The 15,508-nt window shown below is 69.2% G+C and carries 16 protein-coding genes; 5 read left to right on the plus strand and 11 right to left on the minus strand.

Annotated elements, in window-relative coordinates; genetic code table 11:
• Positions 1-54 precede the first annotated feature (54 nt).
• A complete protein-coding gene (locus JE033_RS02870; RefSeq protein ID WP_090148117.1) occupies positions 55-279 on the plus strand; it encodes a hypothetical protein in 225 nt (74 codons plus the stop codon).
• Positions 280-367: 88 nt separating this feature from the next.
• On the opposite strand, the gene JE033_RS02875 is transcribed toward JE033_RS02870, so the two are convergent.
• Positions 368-1,975, minus strand: a complete 1,608-nt coding sequence (locus tag JE033_RS02875; protein WP_200329351.1) for an aminotransferase class I/II-fold pyridoxal phosphate-dependent enzyme — start codon at positions 1,973-1,975, stop codon at positions 368-370.
• Between the two features lie 123 nt (positions 1,976-2,098).
• Here JE033_RS02875 and JE033_RS02880 point away from each other — a divergent pair, with 123 nt between their 5' ends.
• Positions 2,099-3,013 carry a LysR family transcriptional regulator gene (locus tag JE033_RS02880; RefSeq protein WP_090148111.1) on the plus strand — a complete coding sequence of 305 codons (915 nt, stop codon included), beginning with the start codon at positions 2,099-2,101 and terminating at the stop codon, positions 3,011-3,013.
• 83 nt (positions 3,014-3,096) lie between these two features.
• Here JE033_RS02880 and JE033_RS02885 read toward each other — a convergent pair whose 3' ends face one another.
• From JE033_RS02885 to JE033_RS02915, 7 genes are all read right to left on the minus strand, one after another.
• Complete coding sequence (locus JE033_RS02885; protein WP_090149626.1) at positions 3,097-4,566, minus strand: MDR family MFS transporter; 1,470 nt, start codon at positions 4,564-4,566, stop codon at positions 3,097-3,099.
• A gap of 172 nt (positions 4,567-4,738) precedes the next feature.
• Positions 4,739-5,506: an amino acid ABC transporter ATP-binding protein gene (locus tag JE033_RS02890; RefSeq protein WP_090148109.1), complete on the minus strand. Its 768-nt coding sequence runs from the start codon at positions 5,504-5,506 to the stop codon at positions 4,739-4,741.
• The gene (locus JE033_RS02895) at positions 5,503-6,390 is read right to left on the minus strand and encodes an amino acid ABC transporter permease (RefSeq protein WP_200329353.1); all 888 of its coding nucleotides are present in this window, start codon (positions 6,388-6,390) and stop codon (positions 5,503-5,505) included. Before JE033_RS02895 ends, JE033_RS02890 begins: the two co-directional genes overlap by 4 nt.
• Before the next feature lie 7 nt (positions 6,391-6,397).
• Positions 6,398-7,234 carry an ABC transporter substrate-binding protein gene (locus JE033_RS02900; RefSeq protein ID WP_200329355.1) on the minus strand — a complete coding sequence of 279 codons (837 nt, stop codon included), beginning with the start codon at positions 7,232-7,234 and terminating at the stop codon, positions 6,398-6,400.
• 135 nt (positions 7,235-7,369) lie between these two features.
• Positions 7,370-8,680 carry an amidohydrolase family protein gene (locus tag JE033_RS02905; RefSeq protein WP_090148101.1) on the minus strand — a complete coding sequence of 437 codons (1,311 nt, stop codon included), beginning with the start codon at positions 8,678-8,680 and terminating at the stop codon, positions 7,370-7,372.
• A gap of 10 nt (positions 8,681-8,690) precedes the next feature.
• Positions 8,691-10,352, minus strand: coding sequence for an adenosylhomocysteinase (locus JE033_RS02910; protein WP_200329357.1), 1,662 nt, complete (start codon positions 10,350-10,352; stop codon positions 8,691-8,693).
• A complete protein-coding gene (locus JE033_RS02915) occupies positions 10,349-10,918 on the minus strand; it encodes a hypothetical protein (RefSeq protein WP_200329359.1) in 570 nt (189 codons plus the stop codon). The genes JE033_RS02910 and JE033_RS02915 overlap by 4 nt, the downstream gene beginning before the upstream one ends.
• A 58-nt stretch (positions 10,919-10,976) precedes the next feature.
• Between JE033_RS02915 and JE033_RS02920 the strand changes: the two genes are divergently transcribed.
• The gene (locus JE033_RS02920; RefSeq protein ID WP_200329361.1) at positions 10,977-11,312 is read left to right on the plus strand and encodes a GNAT family N-acetyltransferase; all 336 of its coding nucleotides are present in this window, start codon (positions 10,977-10,979) and stop codon (positions 11,310-11,312) included.
• A 149-nt stretch (positions 11,313-11,461) separates the two neighbouring features.
• On the opposite strand, the gene JE033_RS02925 is transcribed toward JE033_RS02920, so the two are convergent.
• Positions 11,462-13,069, minus strand: coding sequence for an HNH endonuclease signature motif containing protein (locus JE033_RS02925; RefSeq protein ID WP_200329363.1), 1,608 nt, complete (start codon positions 13,067-13,069; stop codon positions 11,462-11,464).
• 101 nt (positions 13,070-13,170) lie between these two features.
• Entirely contained in the window at positions 13,171-13,836 is a 666-nt protein-coding gene (locus JE033_RS02930) for an asparagine synthase (protein ID WP_200329365.1), read from the minus strand.
• A gap of 238 nt (positions 13,837-14,074) precedes the next feature.
• Here JE033_RS02930 and JE033_RS02935 point away from each other — a divergent pair, with 238 nt between their 5' ends.
• Positions 14,075-14,395, plus strand: a complete 321-nt coding sequence (locus JE033_RS02935; RefSeq protein ID WP_090148089.1) for a multidrug efflux SMR transporter — start codon at positions 14,075-14,077, stop codon at positions 14,393-14,395.
• A gap of 1 nt (position 14,396) precedes the next feature.
• A complete protein-coding gene (locus tag JE033_RS02940; RefSeq protein ID WP_200329367.1) occupies positions 14,397-14,789 on the plus strand; it encodes a multidrug efflux SMR transporter in 393 nt (130 codons plus the stop codon).
• Here the strand turns inward: JE033_RS02940 and JE033_RS02945 are convergent.
• On the minus strand, positions 14,764-15,474 hold the full coding sequence (locus JE033_RS02945) for a metal-dependent transcriptional regulator (protein ID WP_200329369.1): 711 nt from the start codon (positions 15,472-15,474) through the stop codon (positions 14,764-14,766). The genes JE033_RS02940 and JE033_RS02945 overlap by 26 nt on opposite strands.
• Between the last annotated feature and the right edge of the window lie 34 nt (positions 15,475-15,508).

Raw genomic sequence — 15,508 nt, forward strand, 5'->3', positions numbered from 1 at the left:
TAGACTGGTTGCATTCGCCGCGCAGCCGCGCGCCCGCACGCTTGAGGAGTATTCGTGAAGATCCGCACCCGCATCGCCACCGCCGTGACTGTCGCGCTCGCTTCGGTCTTCTTCGCTGCTCCCGCGTTCGCGAGCGGCGGCGGCGACAGCACCGACTCGATGCTGTCGAGTGCCGGAGATCCCGTGAACATCGCGGGGATCGCAGCCGTTGGCATCGTCCTGCTGCTCATCGTGCTGGTCAGCTCGAAGCTCGTGGGCGATCTCTTCGAGAAGAAGTAAGCGGCGACCCAGCCATAGTCGCCGAAGGGCGGCGGTCCTCAGCGGGATCGCCGCCCTTCGGCGTCTCAGCTTGCGCGACGCGCCACGTTCACGACCGCACGACGCGGATGCCGGACACCTCCGCGTCGACGGCTCCGCGCACGTACCCCGTCGGGGACGCGGCGACGGCGCGCAGGAACGCGACGGTCTCCGCCGTGACCTCCTCTCCCGGCAGCAGGTTCGGAATGCCGGGAGGGTAGGCGGCGAGGGTGTCCGCGGAGACGCGTCCGACTGCTGCAGCTGCAGCGACGACTTCGCTGTCGCCGAAATAGGCGTCTCTCGGCAGCGCGCGGAGCGCACCCGGGGCGGGAAGCTCGGGGAACGGCTCGGCGACCCCCATCGGGTCGGGATCCGCGAGCGCCGCGCCGGCGACCTCATCGAGAGCGATGAGCACGCGATCGACGTCTGGAGTGGTCAGCGCTCCGATCACCGCGACGATGCTCGTCGCGGTCGACATCTCGACGAAGATCCCATGCTGCTCGCTCAGGCGCGCCCGAACCCAGTGCCCGCTCCGGCCGAGCGCGGAGACATCGATCGGCACGCGCAGTCGGTCCGTCGCGATGATGTCCGGGTAGGCTCCGAACCCGTCGCTGATGATGCCGAACCGGTGGTCGCCGCGCAGACGCTCGCGCATCTCGTCCGCGGCCGCGAGGGCGTCGCCGATTCGGGCTTCCCCGAGCACGAGCGCTCGTCTCGCCTCGTCGAGAGACCCCATGAGGATGCTGCTCATCGACGTGGAGGCGGTCATGGAATACGCCCGCTCGACGAGCGATTCGAGCCGATCCGCGAACGGACCGTGGCCGAGATGGAGCATCGCCGACTGCGTGAGCGAACCGGCGAGCTTGTGGGTGCTCGAGACCACGAGATCGGCACCGAGACGGGCCGGCGACTCGGGGAGGCCGGGGTGGAACCCGAAGTGCGAGCCCCAGGCACCATCGACGATGAGTGCTGCGTCGTGGGCGTGGGCGACGTCCGCGAGCCCGGCCACATCGGCCGTGGAGCCGAAGTAGCTGGGTGACACCACGTAGACGCTCGAGACCCTGCGACCAGCCTCCGCTTCGCGCGTCAGGGCAGCGTCGAGTGCGGACGGAGTCAAGCCGTGCGCAATACCGTGGTGCGCGTCGATCCCGGGTTGCACGAACGCCGGGACGAGGCCGGAGAGCAGCACGCCATCGGTGAAACTCGAATGCATGCTGCGCTGCACGAGCACGCGATCTCCGAGTCCGCGTACGGCGATCGCCGCTGTACGGTTCGCCTGCGAGGCCCCGTTCGTCAGGAACCAGGTGCGACGCGCGCCCCACGCGCCCGCCGCCAGCTGCTGCGCCTGAGCGAGCGGGGAGTTCTCTCCGAGGTCGATCCCGTCCAGCATGAGCGGGATGTCGACGGCCGCTGCGCGTTCGCCCAGGAGTGCAGAGAGGTGTTCCGATCCCCGCTCCGCGCCCGTGCCGTGTCCCGGCACCATGAGCGACATCGGCCGCTCATCCGCGAACCGGCGCAACGCGTCCGCGTAGGGTGCAGTCCGCTGCACGTCGGGAATATCCCGCCCGCGATTCGTGGCGCCGAGCGCTGCAGCGGCGCCGCCCGACACGATCGCGCTCGGCGACTCGTTGCCCAGCGGAGAATGACGGGGGTCGACTCGCGAATCCTGATCCAGCATTCCTCCAGACTGGCCGCTCGCGTCCGCGGCGAGAAACCCGCATTCGACTCCCGGGAGTCATAGACTGTATGGATCGAGGCCGGGCACGACACCCGGTGCGTTCCAGAGGATTCGAGGTGCCGGGTGATCGACTTCCGTCAACTGCAAGCGCTCAGCGCGGTCGCATCGGAGGGTTCGGTGGCGCGTGCCGCCAAACGGCTCGGGTGGAGTCAGCCCACCGTCGACTATCACCTGCGCAACCTCGACCGGCTCGTCGGCACCGACCTCACGACGCGGAGCACACGGGGCAGCAAGCTCACGACGGCCGGCCACCTCATGCTCGAGCGCGGGGACGAGATGCTAAGTCTGGCAGACCGCGCACTCACCGACGTGCGCGACCTCGCGCAGCTCGGGAAGATCCGCCTGCGCTTCGGTACGTTTCCCACTGCCGCGTCTCGGCTGCTGCCCGGCATCGCATCTCGCGTCGCCGAGCTCGGCATCGAGCTCGACGCAACGCTCGAGGAGCTGGCACCGCTCATCACACGGGTGAACCAGCACACACTCGATGCGGCGCTCGTCTATGCGGCGGGCGGATACCGGCTGCCGTTCAGGGCGGAAGTGCACACCACGCACCTGTTCACCGACCCCATGCTGCTCGCACTGCCGGCGTCGCATCCCGCGTCCGACCGATCATCGTTCGACCGCCGCAGCCTGCTCGCGCTCTCGGGTGACAGCTGGGTCATGGGCTCCACGCCGGGCGACACGCTCGACGACCTGGTGCGCGAGGTGTTCGAGTCGGAGGGGATCCAGATGAACGTCGCCATCCGCACCGATGACTACTCGGTGGTGCTCGGCCTCATCGCTGCTGGCATGGCGGTCGCCCTCGTTCCCAGCCTCGTGAGCTTCAACCCGCCGGAGGGCGTCGTACTGCGGCCGATCGACGACCCGATGTTCGCGCGCGAGCTCCTGCTCGCCGCGCCGGCCGGGCCCGGCGGCCCCTCAGCGGCCGTGCGTCAACTCGCTGAGGCGGTTCGCCGATCGATCAGCGCGCTCGGGTGAACCGACGTGCGGCGGCCGCCGGAGCTCTCGCTCCGCACGACCGCCGCACGCTCCTCCCCGGGGACGGGTGGCTTGCCGCCGCCTCAGTGCCCGACGTGCGCCGGAGCGTCGTCTTCGACCGGTTTGTTGATGAAGAACGACAGCGCGACCGGCACGAGTGCGATGCACGCTGCCGTGAAGAACGCCACGTTCGCCCCCGGCGCTCCCGCATCTGCGACTGAGAGGCCCTGGGCCTCGCCCGTGTGCAGCGCGCTCGAGTAGATCGAGATCAGTACGGCGGTGCCCGCGGCGCCGCCGACCTGCTGGAGCGTGTTCAGCACCGCAGAGCCGTGGGAGTAGAGCGACCGGTCCAGGGAGCCGAGCGACGCTGAGAACAGCGGCGTGAACGACCCGGCGAGTCCGAGCGACATCGCGATCTGCACGAGCATGAGGAACCACATCGGAGTGTGGGTGCCGACGGTCGAGTACACGAACATCGCTCCCGCAATCAGAATGGTGCCGGGAATCAGCAGGGTACGCGGGCCGCGGGCGTCGTAGACCCGGCCCATGATCGGGCCGAGCACTCCCATGAGCACGGATCCCGGCAGCAGCACGAGGCCGGCGGCGGTCGGGTCGAGCCCTGCGACGTTCTGCAGATACAGCGGCAGCAGCGAGAAGGTGCCGAACATCGCCAGCGAGATGATCGCCATGATGACGACCGCGATGACGTAGTTGCGCGACGCGAACACGCGCAGGTCGAGCAGCGCGTCGTTCTTCTTCTGCAGCATCAGCTGACGCCACACGAAGATCGCCAGGAAGAGCACGCCGAGCCCGATGACCAGCGCAGGCGGCAGCCCGCCCGTCGCGCCATGGCCACCGAGTTGACTGAGGCCGAACACGATCCCTCCGAATGCCAGCGCGGAGAGCACGATGGAGAGCACGTCGATCGGCGCGTGCATCGTTTCGCCGAGGTTCGTCATCCACTTCGCTCCCAGCAGCAGCGCGACGACCGCGATCGGCAGGATGATGCCGAAGAGCCACCGCCAGCCGAGGGTGTCGAGCACAACGCCCGACAGGGTCGGGCCGAGCGCGGGCGCGAGGCTGATGACGAGGCCGACGCGCCCCATCATGCGTCCGCGCGAGCGTGCCGGAACAACGTTCATGACCGTGGTCATGAGGAGCGGCATCATGATGCCAGTACCGGCTGCCTGCACCACTCGACCGGCGAGCAACGCGGGGAATCCGGGCGCTACGAGGCAGATCGCCGTGCCGAGCACGAACGTTCCGATGGCCGCGAGGAAGACCTGACGGGTGGTGAAGCGCTGGAGCAAGAACCCGGTCGTGGGAATCACGACAGCCATCGTGAGCATGAAGGCGCTGGTCAGCCACTGGCCGAGCTCGGGCGGAATGCCCAGCGTCTGATTGAGTTCGGGAATGGCGATCGCCATCGTCGTCTCGTTGAGAATGGCGACGAATGCGGCGACGAGCAGCAGCCAGATCACCCGCATGCCTGCGGGATCGATCGGCTCATCGGCGGATTTCGGCAGCCGAATGGATGCGGTATCGGATGTCAAGAGTGAAGACTCCTCGAGAAGACGGACGCTGCCCCGGGCCAGGAGCTCGCGCAGCTCCTCGTAGGCAGACCTCACAGTCTAACGAAGATCTCCCCCGATCCATTCCCGGTTCGAGCAGTGTTCTCTCGTTCCGCTGAGCACGCCTGACCCGTGGCGAGCGCGGCCGGCAGGTCTACGCCGTGAACGGATCACTCAGGCGCGCGAGGAATTCACGCGTCTCCGGCCGCTGCGGGTGCTCGAAGATCTGCTCGGGCGTGCCCGATTCGATGATCACGCCGTCCTTGAGATACACGACCCGGTCGGCCACTCGACGCGCGAACGACATCTCGTGCGTCGCCATCACGATGGTGGAGCCGGCGGCCTTCAACTCGCTGACGAGGTCGAGCACCTCTCCCACGAGCTGCGGATCGAGCGCGCTCGTGATCTCGTCGAGCAGCAGCAGCTCGGGGTTCGTCGCGATCGCGCGCACGATCGCGACGCGCTGCTGCTGGCCGCCGGAGAGCCGGTCCGGGTACTCCCCTGCCTTGTCTCCGAGCCCGATGCGCGCGAGCAGCTCGAGGCCGCGCCGCTCGGCTTCGGCTCGCGACGTGCCGAAGACTTTGCGCATGGCGAGGACGACGTTCGCGAGCACCGTCATGTGCGGGAAGAGGTTGTAGTGCTGGAAGACGACGCCGATTCTGGCGCGCACCGCGTCGACGTCCGCCCGTGGGTCCGTGATGTCGTCGCCGGCGAGCACGATGCGTCCGTCGTCGACCTGCTCCAGCAGGTTGACGGTCTTCAGCAGGGTCGATTTCCCGGAACCGGAGGCTCCGATCAGCACCACCGCCTCGTGCTGATGCACGGTGAGGTCGATGCCCCGCAGCACATGCTGATCACCGAAGCGCTTGTGCACGCCCTGCACCTCGAGCACGGCACGGTTCCCGCGATCCTGCGCGCTCATACGACTCCCCCGATCTGCTCGCGCCGCTGCGCCCGAGCGGTCAGCCAGTCCGTCAACCGGATGAAGGGCAGCGAGAGCAGCACGAAGAGCAGGCCGGCGAGCACGTAGGGCGTGAAGTTGTAACTCGACGCGACCTCGATCTGAGCGGCGCGGATCGCATCGACTGCGCCGAGCACCGAGATCAGGCCGACATCCTTCTGCATCGACACGAAGTCATTCATGAGCGCGGGGGTCACCTTGCGCACCGCCTGCGGCATCACGACGAGCCGGAGCGTCTTCGCGTGGCTGAGCCCGAGCGAACGCGCTGCGAGCCGCTGCGACGGGTGCACGGCGTCGATCCCGGCGCGCAGCACTTCCGAGACGTAGGCCGAGTAGCAGAGGATCAGCGCGACCGTGCCCCAGAACTGCGCAGGGAGGCGCCCCGTGAGTTCGAGACCCGGGATGCCGAACCCGACGAGGTAGAGCACGAGCAGTACCGGGATGCCTCGGAACAGGTCCGTGTACCCGGCCGCGACCAGGCGCAGCGGGGTGAAGACCGGCCCCTTGAGCGTCCGGGCGATGGCGAGCAGGGTGCCGAGAATCGCGACCCCGATCGCGGCGACGAAGAGCACCTGGATGTTGAGCCAGAGGCCCTTGATGACGCGAGGGAACGCCTCGACCGCGATAGCCGGGTCGAAGAACGTCTCCCGCACCGCGTCCCAGCCCGGGCTGTTGACGAGCACCAGAGCGAAGACGCCCGCGAACACCAGGGTGCTCGCGATGCTGACCAGGACCGACCGGCGCTTCCGGGCGTGCCGGTACCCGCGCCGCTCGAGCTCGATGGCGCTGGGGGCGAATTCCGGTTCGGAGCGTTGCGTCTTCGCGGGAAGCGGGGCGTGGGTCACGTCGGGGCTACTTCAGGACCGGTGCGCCCTGATCGGCGATCCACTCGGCGGCGAGATCGTCGAGCGTGCCGTTCTCACGAAGGGTGCCGACCGCGGCGGAGACGTCTTCGGTCATCGACGAGTCCTTCGGCAGCACGAACGCGAATTCGTCGCCTCCCTCGGCCGAGTCGAGCTGACCCACGATCACTCCGTCGTCGAGCTGGGCGTCGCGCACGTAGAAGGCGCCGGGCAGATCCGTGACGAGGGCGTCGATGGTGCCGTTCTGCAACGCGGCGACCGCGTCGTCGACACTGTTGAAGACCTGCAGATCTTCATTCGGCGCGATCACGTCTTCGGCGACGGTGAGCGAGGTCGTACCCGACGCGACGCCCAACCGGGCATCCTTCAGGTCGGCTACGCTCGTGGCCTTCGCCGCGTCGGTGCCGCCGGCGGCGACGACCGCCTGCGTCGTCTCGTAGTACGGAGTCGAGAAGTCGACCGCGCGCTCGCGCTCCTCGCTCACCGAGAACTGCTGGATGTTGAGGTCGAAGTCCTTCGGCCCCGGGGCGATCGCGGCGTCGAAGCTGGTGCGCACCCATTCCACGTCGTCCTTCGCGAAGCCCAGCTCCTCAGCGACGGCGTAGGCGACTGCAGCCTCGAAACCGTCACCGCTCTCCGGTGCGTCGTCGATGACCCACGGGGCGTAAGCCGGTTCGCCGGTCGCAATGGTGAGCTTGCCCTCGGAGACCGGGGCGGCTCCGGCGTCGTCGCCAGCGCCGCTCCCGCCGCTCGTGCACGCCGAGAGCGCGAAGACCGCTGCGGCACCAATGGCGACCGCCGCGGCAAGACGAGATGAACGGGACATGAGACTCCTTGGCTTCGAGGCGAGGGCGCAGGGTCGTGCACCGTCGAACGACGTTCATTATATGAGACATTGCGAGTGCCGATTCGCCGCACGTCATCGGGCGACATCCGCGTGCTGCGAGCGGATGGCTCGATGTCAGCGCCGGAACTTCTCGACGCCGCCGACCACCGTGCGCCGGGCACGACCGGCTCCAGCCTCGACGAGCTCTGCCAGAGACGCATCCGGATCGTGCACCGGCAGATCGAAGAACGCGAGATCGGCCATCGCGCCGACTCCGAGTTGACCGATCCGCCGCTTGCCGACGTGCAATCCCAGCGCTGTCGCTCCGCCGAGCGTCGCGGCCCCCAGAAGACGCTGGTGCAGGTCGTCGCCGCGGTATCCCTGGTCTCGCGCGACGCGATAGAGCTTGGCCACATCTGCGAGCAGGTCGAGCGAGGGAGACGATGACAGCGAGTCCGTGCCCACCGCGATCGCGTTGCCCTCCCGGAGGTAGGCGGCGACAGGAGGCATGTCGAGCCCGATAACCTCATTCGATCGAGGGCAGAGCGCGACGCTCGTGCCGCGGGCGCGGAGCAGGGCGCGATCCTCAGCGCTCACGTAGACGCCGTGAGCGATATGGCAATCCGGTCCGAGCACCCCCAGGTGATCGACGAACTGCGTCGACGAGACGCCGATTCCGTGCGAGCGGAGCGCGCGGAAACTGTCGGCGCCGAGCTCCGGCCAGGCTCCGTGGCCCCCCGGGCCGGCTCCGACGTAGCCGTCGATGCCGTCGAACTCGCGCTCCATGTGCGCTTCCGCAAGGTGGATGTGCAGGCGCAGCCCCTCTTCCCGCACGATGTCGGGGAGCTCGAGCAGCGGCTGGACCTCGAGGGAGTAGGGAGCATGCGGAGATACGCCGGCGCCGGGCGGCGTCGGGATCTGCCGGATCTGCTCGCGCACCGCCGCCTTCGCCTCCGGGGTCCAGTCGGTATTGCTGGCGCCGTACACCTCCCAATAGGCGATGCCGTGCATCCCGGCATCGTGCAGCGCGCTGAGCGCCTCCCGATCGGTCACCACGTCCGCCGCCGCGGTGACGCCGGCCTCCAGCGACAGCTGCGTGCCCTCGGCGGCGGCGGCCTTCCAGTCGTGGGACTCGCGCGCGTAGACCGCGTCGAACGCGTCGCCCCAGTGATCGAACCCGGTGTAGTTGCGCGCTGCGACCTCGCGCATGCCGGTGTACTGCAAGTGCGTGTGCGCGTTGACGAGTCCGGGCACGAGCACCCCGTCCCAGTGCTCCTCGCGGAACTCCGCGCCGCGTTCGCCCAGCACGTCGAGCACCCACCGGCGGTCGCCGACGTGCAGAATGTGCTCGCCCTGCACCGCGACCGCGCCGTCGACGATGCGCGGGCTGGTGACGGGGAACACGAGTGCGGCGCTGTAGACGACGACGGGGGCTTCGGGGTTCACTCGCAAGAGTCTAGGGCGTCGGCGCCTCAGCGCTCGCCGCGCCCGGCTCCGGGCCCCGTGCGCGGTACCGGTGCACGGTCCAGGGCTGGGCGGCTCCCCCTGCACGCGTCGTTCCGGGCGACGGGTCGACCTCGCCCTGCAGCGCCGCGAGAGCTGCAGCGGCGACACGACGCTCGTCGGTCTCGGAGAGGCGGTGCACTCCCGGCTCCTGGGGGGTCTCGATCAGCCTGGCCAGCGCTGCGAGCTGCGTGGCGAATGAGAGATCCATCACTTCTATGGGGTTGCCCTCCCCCGCCGTGTAGTTGATGCCGCCGCCGCCGGCGAGCACGAGCACCGTCGTGGCGCCGGGGGCTGCCGGAGCGGTCCATGCCGTTGCGCTCGGCGCGATGAGTCGCTCACGCCAGCCGGCGTCGCGCATCTCGTCGAGCGCGATCTCGTCATCGATACCGCCGGCGACCGCGACCACTGCGCCGTCGCGCAGCGTCGAGATCGCTGCCGCATCCAGGGTGTGCCAGACGCCCGTCGCACTCACCACGACGTCGGCCTCGGGAAGTGCGGTCGCGCGCGTCGCCGCTTCGTAGCCGTCGTGCAGGGCGGCGAGCGCGCGCACCGGATCCCGCTCCACGACGACGACGTCGGCTCCCAGCGCAGCGGCGAATCGGGCGACCCCCTGGCCTACGGGACCATAACCGAGCACGGCCCAGCGGGTTCCGGCGATTCCCCCGTACGGACGCCGATCGCGGGCGTCGTCGAGCACGTCCGCGATCGCGAACACGCACGATTGCCCGGTGCCCACGAGATTGTCGAAACCTGTCTTCGTGCGGGCGTCGTTGACGGCGATCACCGGAATGCGCAAGTCGCCGAGCGCCTCCATCTCACGCACGGGACGCACGCCGCTCGTGGTCTCTTCCGCCGCGCCTCGCAGCCGCGCCAGAGCCGCCGTGCGCTCGCTGTGCGCGAGACGGATGAGATGGGCACCGTCGTCGATCAGGAACTCCGGCCCCCAGTCGAGGATCCCGGCCGCGTGCTCGGCGTCCAACGATTCCGCGGATTGCTCCCGGTCGGCGGTGCGGGGTGCGAATACCGAGATGCGCTCGTCGCGGGCGAGCTCCTCCGCAACGGTCGGATCCGTCTCTGAGACCGCGCTGAACACCGCCACGGCGCAGCCGGCGTCGGCCAGCACTCTGGCGAAGGCCGCGGTTTTCGGTTCGAGCACGAGGCTCACAGCGACGCGCACGCCCGCGTGCGATCCACCGGCGACGAGGTGCTCCGCAAGCCGGGCGGTGGTCGGCATTCCCGCCGCGGCCCAGGCGATGCGAGACGCCGCGCTTCCGCCCCTCGGTGATCGCACCGAACCGTCCAAGCCCACGACGAGTGTCGGCAACCCGGCTCCCGGCTGGTGCACCGTGCCGAGAGGACTGCGGAGAGCACTGTCGAGGTCGCCCGTGACGCTCTCGACGAAGCTGAACTCCACCTCGTCTCCGATGGGCCGCAGCCGGGCTCCCATCGCGCGCAGCGCCGTCACGAGGGCGGTCCGAACCGGACCTGGATCCAGGTCGACGGACGCCGTCGACGCCGCGATGAGGCGGTTTCCGGATCGCGCGGCCAGCCGGATCGCGCGTTCGACCGCCAGAGTCACCTCGGATGCGTTCGGCAGATCGTCGGGTGTCATCGGGTTTCTCCTCCGTCTTCCGCGGTGCCGGCATCATCGTCGCTCTCCCGCCATGCCGCGCACGCGGCATCGGCGTCGGCCGGCAGCTCGAGCGCCGCGCGGGCCTCCGACGCGGCGGCCCCGATGTCGTCCACGCCCTCCCAGCGGTAGTCGACCGCCTGCGCGGCCGGGAGCGCGGCGACGCGTTTCGCCTGCGCCTGATCCGCCGCAAGCGTTTCCGCGACCGCGGCCACCGGATCGCGCGCCGCGTCGGGCCAGGTCCGCTCCTCTGAGGTGAGCGACGTCGCCGCGGTGCCGCTCCGCTTCGCCACTTCCGTCATCGATGCGGCGAAGGCGGAGGTGCTGGCCGATTCTCCGCGCGCTTCGGCGAGCCTGAGCCGGTCGAGCTCGACGTCGGCCTCGTCCCAGGCCTCATTCACCGGGCATACGGCCTCGAGGTAGACGGTGGCGGCGCGCGTCGGGGTGAGGGTTTCCGGCTCTGGCGGCGGCTCCGGAGCGCACCCGCTCACTCCGAGCACGAGCGCGGCGAGGCCGAGCAGGGTCAGGGAACGGCGGGCGGTACGCATCCTCTGAGAATACCGGCGCCCCCTCCAGGTTCCGCCCGTTGCGGGATAGGGTGGCGGCATGGCCAGATATCTGAATGAAGCGCAGGCGGCTGCCGACGGATTCACCATCACGCACGAGCCCGAGCGCAGTCGCTACGCGATCACAGCGAGCGGACCAGACGGCGGGCGCGTCGTCGGCGAAGCCCACTACACCCTGCGGGGCGACGACGTCATCGATTTCGACCACACCGTCGTGGTCCCTGAGCTCCGCGGCACGGGCCTCTCCGGTCTCCTGGCGAACCGCGCCGTCACGGGTGAGGCGGTCGGCCAGCGCCGGGTGGAGGCGTCCTGCTCGTTCATCGACGGCTACCTGCAGCGGCACCCCGAGCTGCTCGGGACGTCAGAGGAGTCGTAGCTGGAGCCTCTGCGCTCCTCTTCGCGTCTCTGCGCGTCTCAGCGTGAGCGGCGCCGAGGAGGCGCGAATCCTGCGACGATACGCTGCGATTCCGCGGCTCCGGCCCCACAGCCGCAACACGCACGGCAGTGCGTGTCTCGGTGCGGTGGTCAGAAGGGGTGCCACCCACCGTCAGGACTGCTGCGCGCGGCGACGCGGCCCGGGCCCGGTGGCCCGGTCTCCGCGAACCTCACCCGGCTCGGTGGCCGGTCCACATGGGTGCGGCCCGTCGGACTCGTCCAGAGCAGATCCCCGCCACCCTTCTGCCGCACCTTCCACTCCGTGTGGTGCTTGAGCACGTGATGCCCCCGACACAAGTGCGCGAGATTCACCGTCGAGGTCGCACCGCCGCGTGCGGCATCGATGGTGTGGTCGAGATCGCACCGCGAGAGCGGCACGCGGCACCCCGGGAACCGGCAATGCTGATCCCGGGCCGCGAGCAGGCGCCGCATCTGCTCGCTCGGACGATACCGGTCGACCTGCAGCACCGCCCCCGACTCCGCATCGACCACGACCCGCTCCCACAGCGCAGTCGCTGCGGCGATGCTCCGCGCGGCACTCACCGCGATCGGGCCCGCCCCGGAAAGCTCCGCCACCGGAACCAGGCGCCCATCAGCGCGACCCATGTCAGCGCGACCCATGTCAGCGCGATCCATGTCAGCGCGGCCCCCGGCAGCACTGCGCTCGGCGGTGACACCACCCGCCTCGGGTTCCAGGGCGGTGACCGGGACGACCACCTGCACCCGGGCACGCACCGCCTCATCCCTCGAGCATGCCACCGCGCTCGGCTCGGCACCGAGCAGCAGCTCTGTGAACACATCCGCCCGGATCTCATCCCGTGCACGCCGCGCCCCGGAACCCTCCACCCCGCCCGCGGCGCTTCCGTCACCCGCGGCATTTTCATCACCAGCGGCGGTTTCGTCGCCCGCAGCGCTTCCGTCGCCCGCAGCGGTTTCGGCGCGTTCGACCTCGCGCGCGATCCGCGTCAACCGGTCGTGAATCGCGTACGCCTCCACGGTGGGCAGATACGCCCACAAATCCGACATCCCGTCCTCGCGCTCCTGCACCACCACCCGACGCCTTCGCACCTCTTCACGGTGCCGCTCATCGAGAGACTCCACAGAGTACTGCTCGGCGATCCTGCGCGCGATCGGCCGCAAACGGTTCACGGACTCTTGGCGCGCGAACGAGAGCACCTCGCGCTGATACGCCTCCCGCCGGGCCACGCACTCCGGAGACGACCCCGCCCCGATGCGCTGCCCCGCGTCGACGATGACCCGGGCGTGCGCGGCCGAGATCTCCCCCACCGAGAGCACCTCGTGCGTGATCGCGAACCTCGTGCGCAACGACCACGCCACATCCAACTGGGACTCCGCGACACGCTCGCTCGCGCCCAGCACCGTTGCGAGCTCTGCCCGCAGCGACCGGTACGCGAGCTCCCGCTCACCCGACCCGGCATCGGCAGTCGCCATCTGGACCGCGGCCGAGAGCAGATCGGTGCGGATGGCGTCGAGCCCGCGCTGCCGGTACTCCAACTGCTCGATCAAGTTCACGACCTGATCGAGGGTGAGCGAATCGGGAACCTCCTCCGGCACCGGCACCGGCACCTGAGCCGGCAGAGCCTCCGACGCAGAAGCCTCCGACGTAGGCGCCTGCTCAGGCGCACGCACCTGCGCCGGCTCAGGCGCCGGGCCGGATCCGAACGAGAAGGAGACCATGCCCCCAGTCAACTCGCACCCACCGACATTCATGACCCGAACGAGCCGAGCCGACGCAACCGTCAGAGAACCGGCATCGGTGCGAGGATCCGAGGCCGGAGTCAGGACTCCGGCGCGTCCCGGCCCTTGTCCTTGCGCTTGAACTTGCGCACCTTGGCCGGCGCCTCGGTGCGCTGCTGCACCAGAGCAGTCAGGTCCTTCTCGATGAGCTGCTGGATCCGCGCCTCGCGCTCCTCGCGGTACTCGTCGTTGTTGCCGCCGCTGTAGTACGGGTGCTCGGCCCGATCGGCGAGCGAGGTGCCGATCTCGTCCCAGGCCATCTCGCGTGCGCGCTCAGCAGCAGCGGTCAGGTACGCGTCATCTGCGGCGCGATTGCGCAGCTCTTCGGCGACCTTCTCGTAGACTTCCTGGCGGTGGCGCAGCGTGCGGTTGTCATCGTTGCCGTAATCGGATTCGCTCCACGAGCTCCGGCCCGTGTCGCGGATCTCTCCGCGCATCCGAGAGATGTGCTTCGCGTCGCGCTCCCGCTCCTCGGCGAGATCGATCGTCGTCTCACGGACCATGTCGATGATCTGATCAGCGTCGTAGTCGACATGCCGTTTCAGCGCATTCATGATGATCGCGTTCTTCACCGTCATGCGCACCGCGACGTCGGCGACGAGCAGTCCCTGCTCCGTGATCTCCTCGACCGGCGCGAGCACGCGTCGAGGCAGTCGCCGTGGTGGGCGCGCTGATCCCCGCTTGCGCTTCTTCAGCCAGCCGAACACCGCACTCCTCTCGGGCCCTGACGGGCACCCCACCATTATCGCCTATGACGGGGCTTCGCACCGATCGGGCTTCTCCGCAACGCGTGGTGAATCGCCCCCGCTGGCCCATCGGGCGACCTGAGCAGCGCCTGGGCACCTCTGCGCTCGGATCGTGCGACACTGAAGACGACCCCGAGAGCAGGGGTGCGGACGAGGGAGCAGTACCCGCATATCGACGACTGCCAGAAAGACCGAACTCATGTCACTGGCATGGATACTGCTGATTCTGAGTGGAATGCTCGAAGCCGTGTGGGCGACCGCACTCGACGCTTCGAGAGGATTCCGCCGCTTCTGGCCGACCGCGCTGTTCGTGGTGAGCTACGTCGCCAGCATGGCGGGCCTGGCCTACGGCATGCTCGAGATCCCGGTCGGCACCGCGTACGCGGTGTGGGTGGGAATCGGCGCGGTACTCACCGCGGCCTGGGCGATGCTCACCGGCGCCGACCGGGCGAGCCTCATCCGCGTCGTGCTGCTCGCCGGGCTCATCGCCTGCGTCGTCGGCCTGAAGGCGGTGAGCTGAGATGGTACGCGCGATCCGCGCCGCTTCACGTCGCGAGGCCCCTGCGCGCGCCCCGAAGGTCGCTCGACGAGCGCACTGGATCGTGCTGCTGGCGAGCGCGATCCTCGAATCCGTCTGGGCGCTCGCACTGCACGATTCCCGCGGGTTCACCGAGGTCGTACCGACGATCGTGTTCTTCGTCGCCAACCCGCTGAGCATGGTCGGCTTGGGCTACGCGATGCGCGGCATCCCCGTGAGTACCGCCTACGCCATCTGGACGGGGCTCGGGGCGGCGCTCACCGTCGGCGCGTCCCTGCTGCTCGGCACCGAGGCGCCCTCCGTGCTCAAGCTGGTGTTCCTCGCCGGGATCATCGGGTGCGTCATCGGGCTCAAGTTCGTGAAGGATCCGGCGTAGCTTCGAGCGACACCCAGACCGCTGCCGCCGCGGATGGTCCCAGACTCACGGAACCACCCGCGGCCGTAGCGTCGTCGCCGACGCGCACCGTGACCGTCTCGGAGTAGGGCTCGCCCGGCAGCACGTGCAGCACCGCATCGACGACGACGCCCCGAGCTGCGAAGAACTGCAGCATGCCGTTGTCGGCGTCGGAGATGCGCTCGACGCGCGCACGACTCGGCGCGGGGGCCGCAAGCAACTGCATCGCGTCGGGCCGATGCACGGCACCGGTCGCGCTCGGTATCGGATCGCCATGGGGGTCGCGCGTCGGATACCCGAGCACGCGATCCATGCGATCGATGAACTCGTCCGAAACGGCGTGCTCGAGGCGGTCGGCTTCGTCGTGCACCTCGTCCCACTCGTATTCGAGGTGACGCACGAGAAACGTCTCGAGGAGGCGATGCCGCCGAATCATCGCGACGGCATGGCCTCGACCGAGATCGGTGAGCGTGACGGTGCCGTAGCGCACGTGGCCGATGAGTTCGAGGTCTGAGAGCTTGCGAAGGGCATCGGAGACGGTGGAGAGCCGCACTCCAGCGGACTCGGCGATCGCGGAGTTCGACACGGGGGCGTCGGACCACTCCTGCAGCCCCCAGATCACCTTGAGGTAATTCTGCACGCTCGGAGACAGATCATCGACACTCACCAGCCCAGGATAACCGCCCGCACCTCGTTGCCAG

It is taken from the genome of Leucobacter sp. L43 (assembly GCF_016597785.1).
GTDB classification, from domain to species: domain Bacteria; phylum Actinomycetota; class Actinomycetes; order Actinomycetales; family Microbacteriaceae; genus Leucobacter; species Leucobacter alluvii.

Bases quoted from the DNA above. Each gene is read 5' to 3' on its own strand.
- JE033_RS02875 (WP_200329351.1), bottom strand. From the start codon at position 1,975: ATGCTGGATCAGGATTCGCGAGTCGACCCCCGTCATTCTCCGCTGGGC.
- JE033_RS02890 (WP_090148109.1), bottom strand. From the start codon at position 5,506: ATGAGCGCGCAGGATCGCGGGAACCGTGCCGTGCTCGAGGTGCAGGGC.
- JE033_RS02900 (WP_200329355.1), bottom strand. From the start codon at position 7,234: ATGTCCCGTTCATCTCGTCTTGCCGCGGCGGTCGCCATTGGTGCCGCA.
- JE033_RS02910 (WP_200329357.1), bottom strand. From the start codon at position 10,352: ATGACACCCGACGATCTGCCGAACGCATCCGAGGTGACTCTGGCGGTC.
- JE033_RS02915 (WP_200329359.1), bottom strand. From the start codon at position 10,918: ATGCGTACCGCCCGCCGTTCCCTGACCCTGCTCGGCCTCGCCGCGCTC.
- JE033_RS02920 (WP_200329361.1), top strand. From the start codon at position 10,977: ATGGCCAGATATCTGAATGAAGCGCAGGCGGCTGCCGACGGATTCACC.
- JE033_RS02925 (WP_200329363.1), bottom strand. From the start codon at position 13,069: ATGGTCTCCTTCTCGTTCGGATCCGGCCCGGCGCCTGAGCCGGCGCAG.
- JE033_RS02935 (WP_090148089.1), top strand. From the start codon at position 14,075: ATGTCACTGGCATGGATACTGCTGATTCTGAGTGGAATGCTCGAAGCC.
- JE033_RS02940 (WP_200329367.1), top strand. From the start codon at position 14,397: ATGGTACGCGCGATCCGCGCCGCTTCACGTCGCGAGGCCCCTGCGCGC.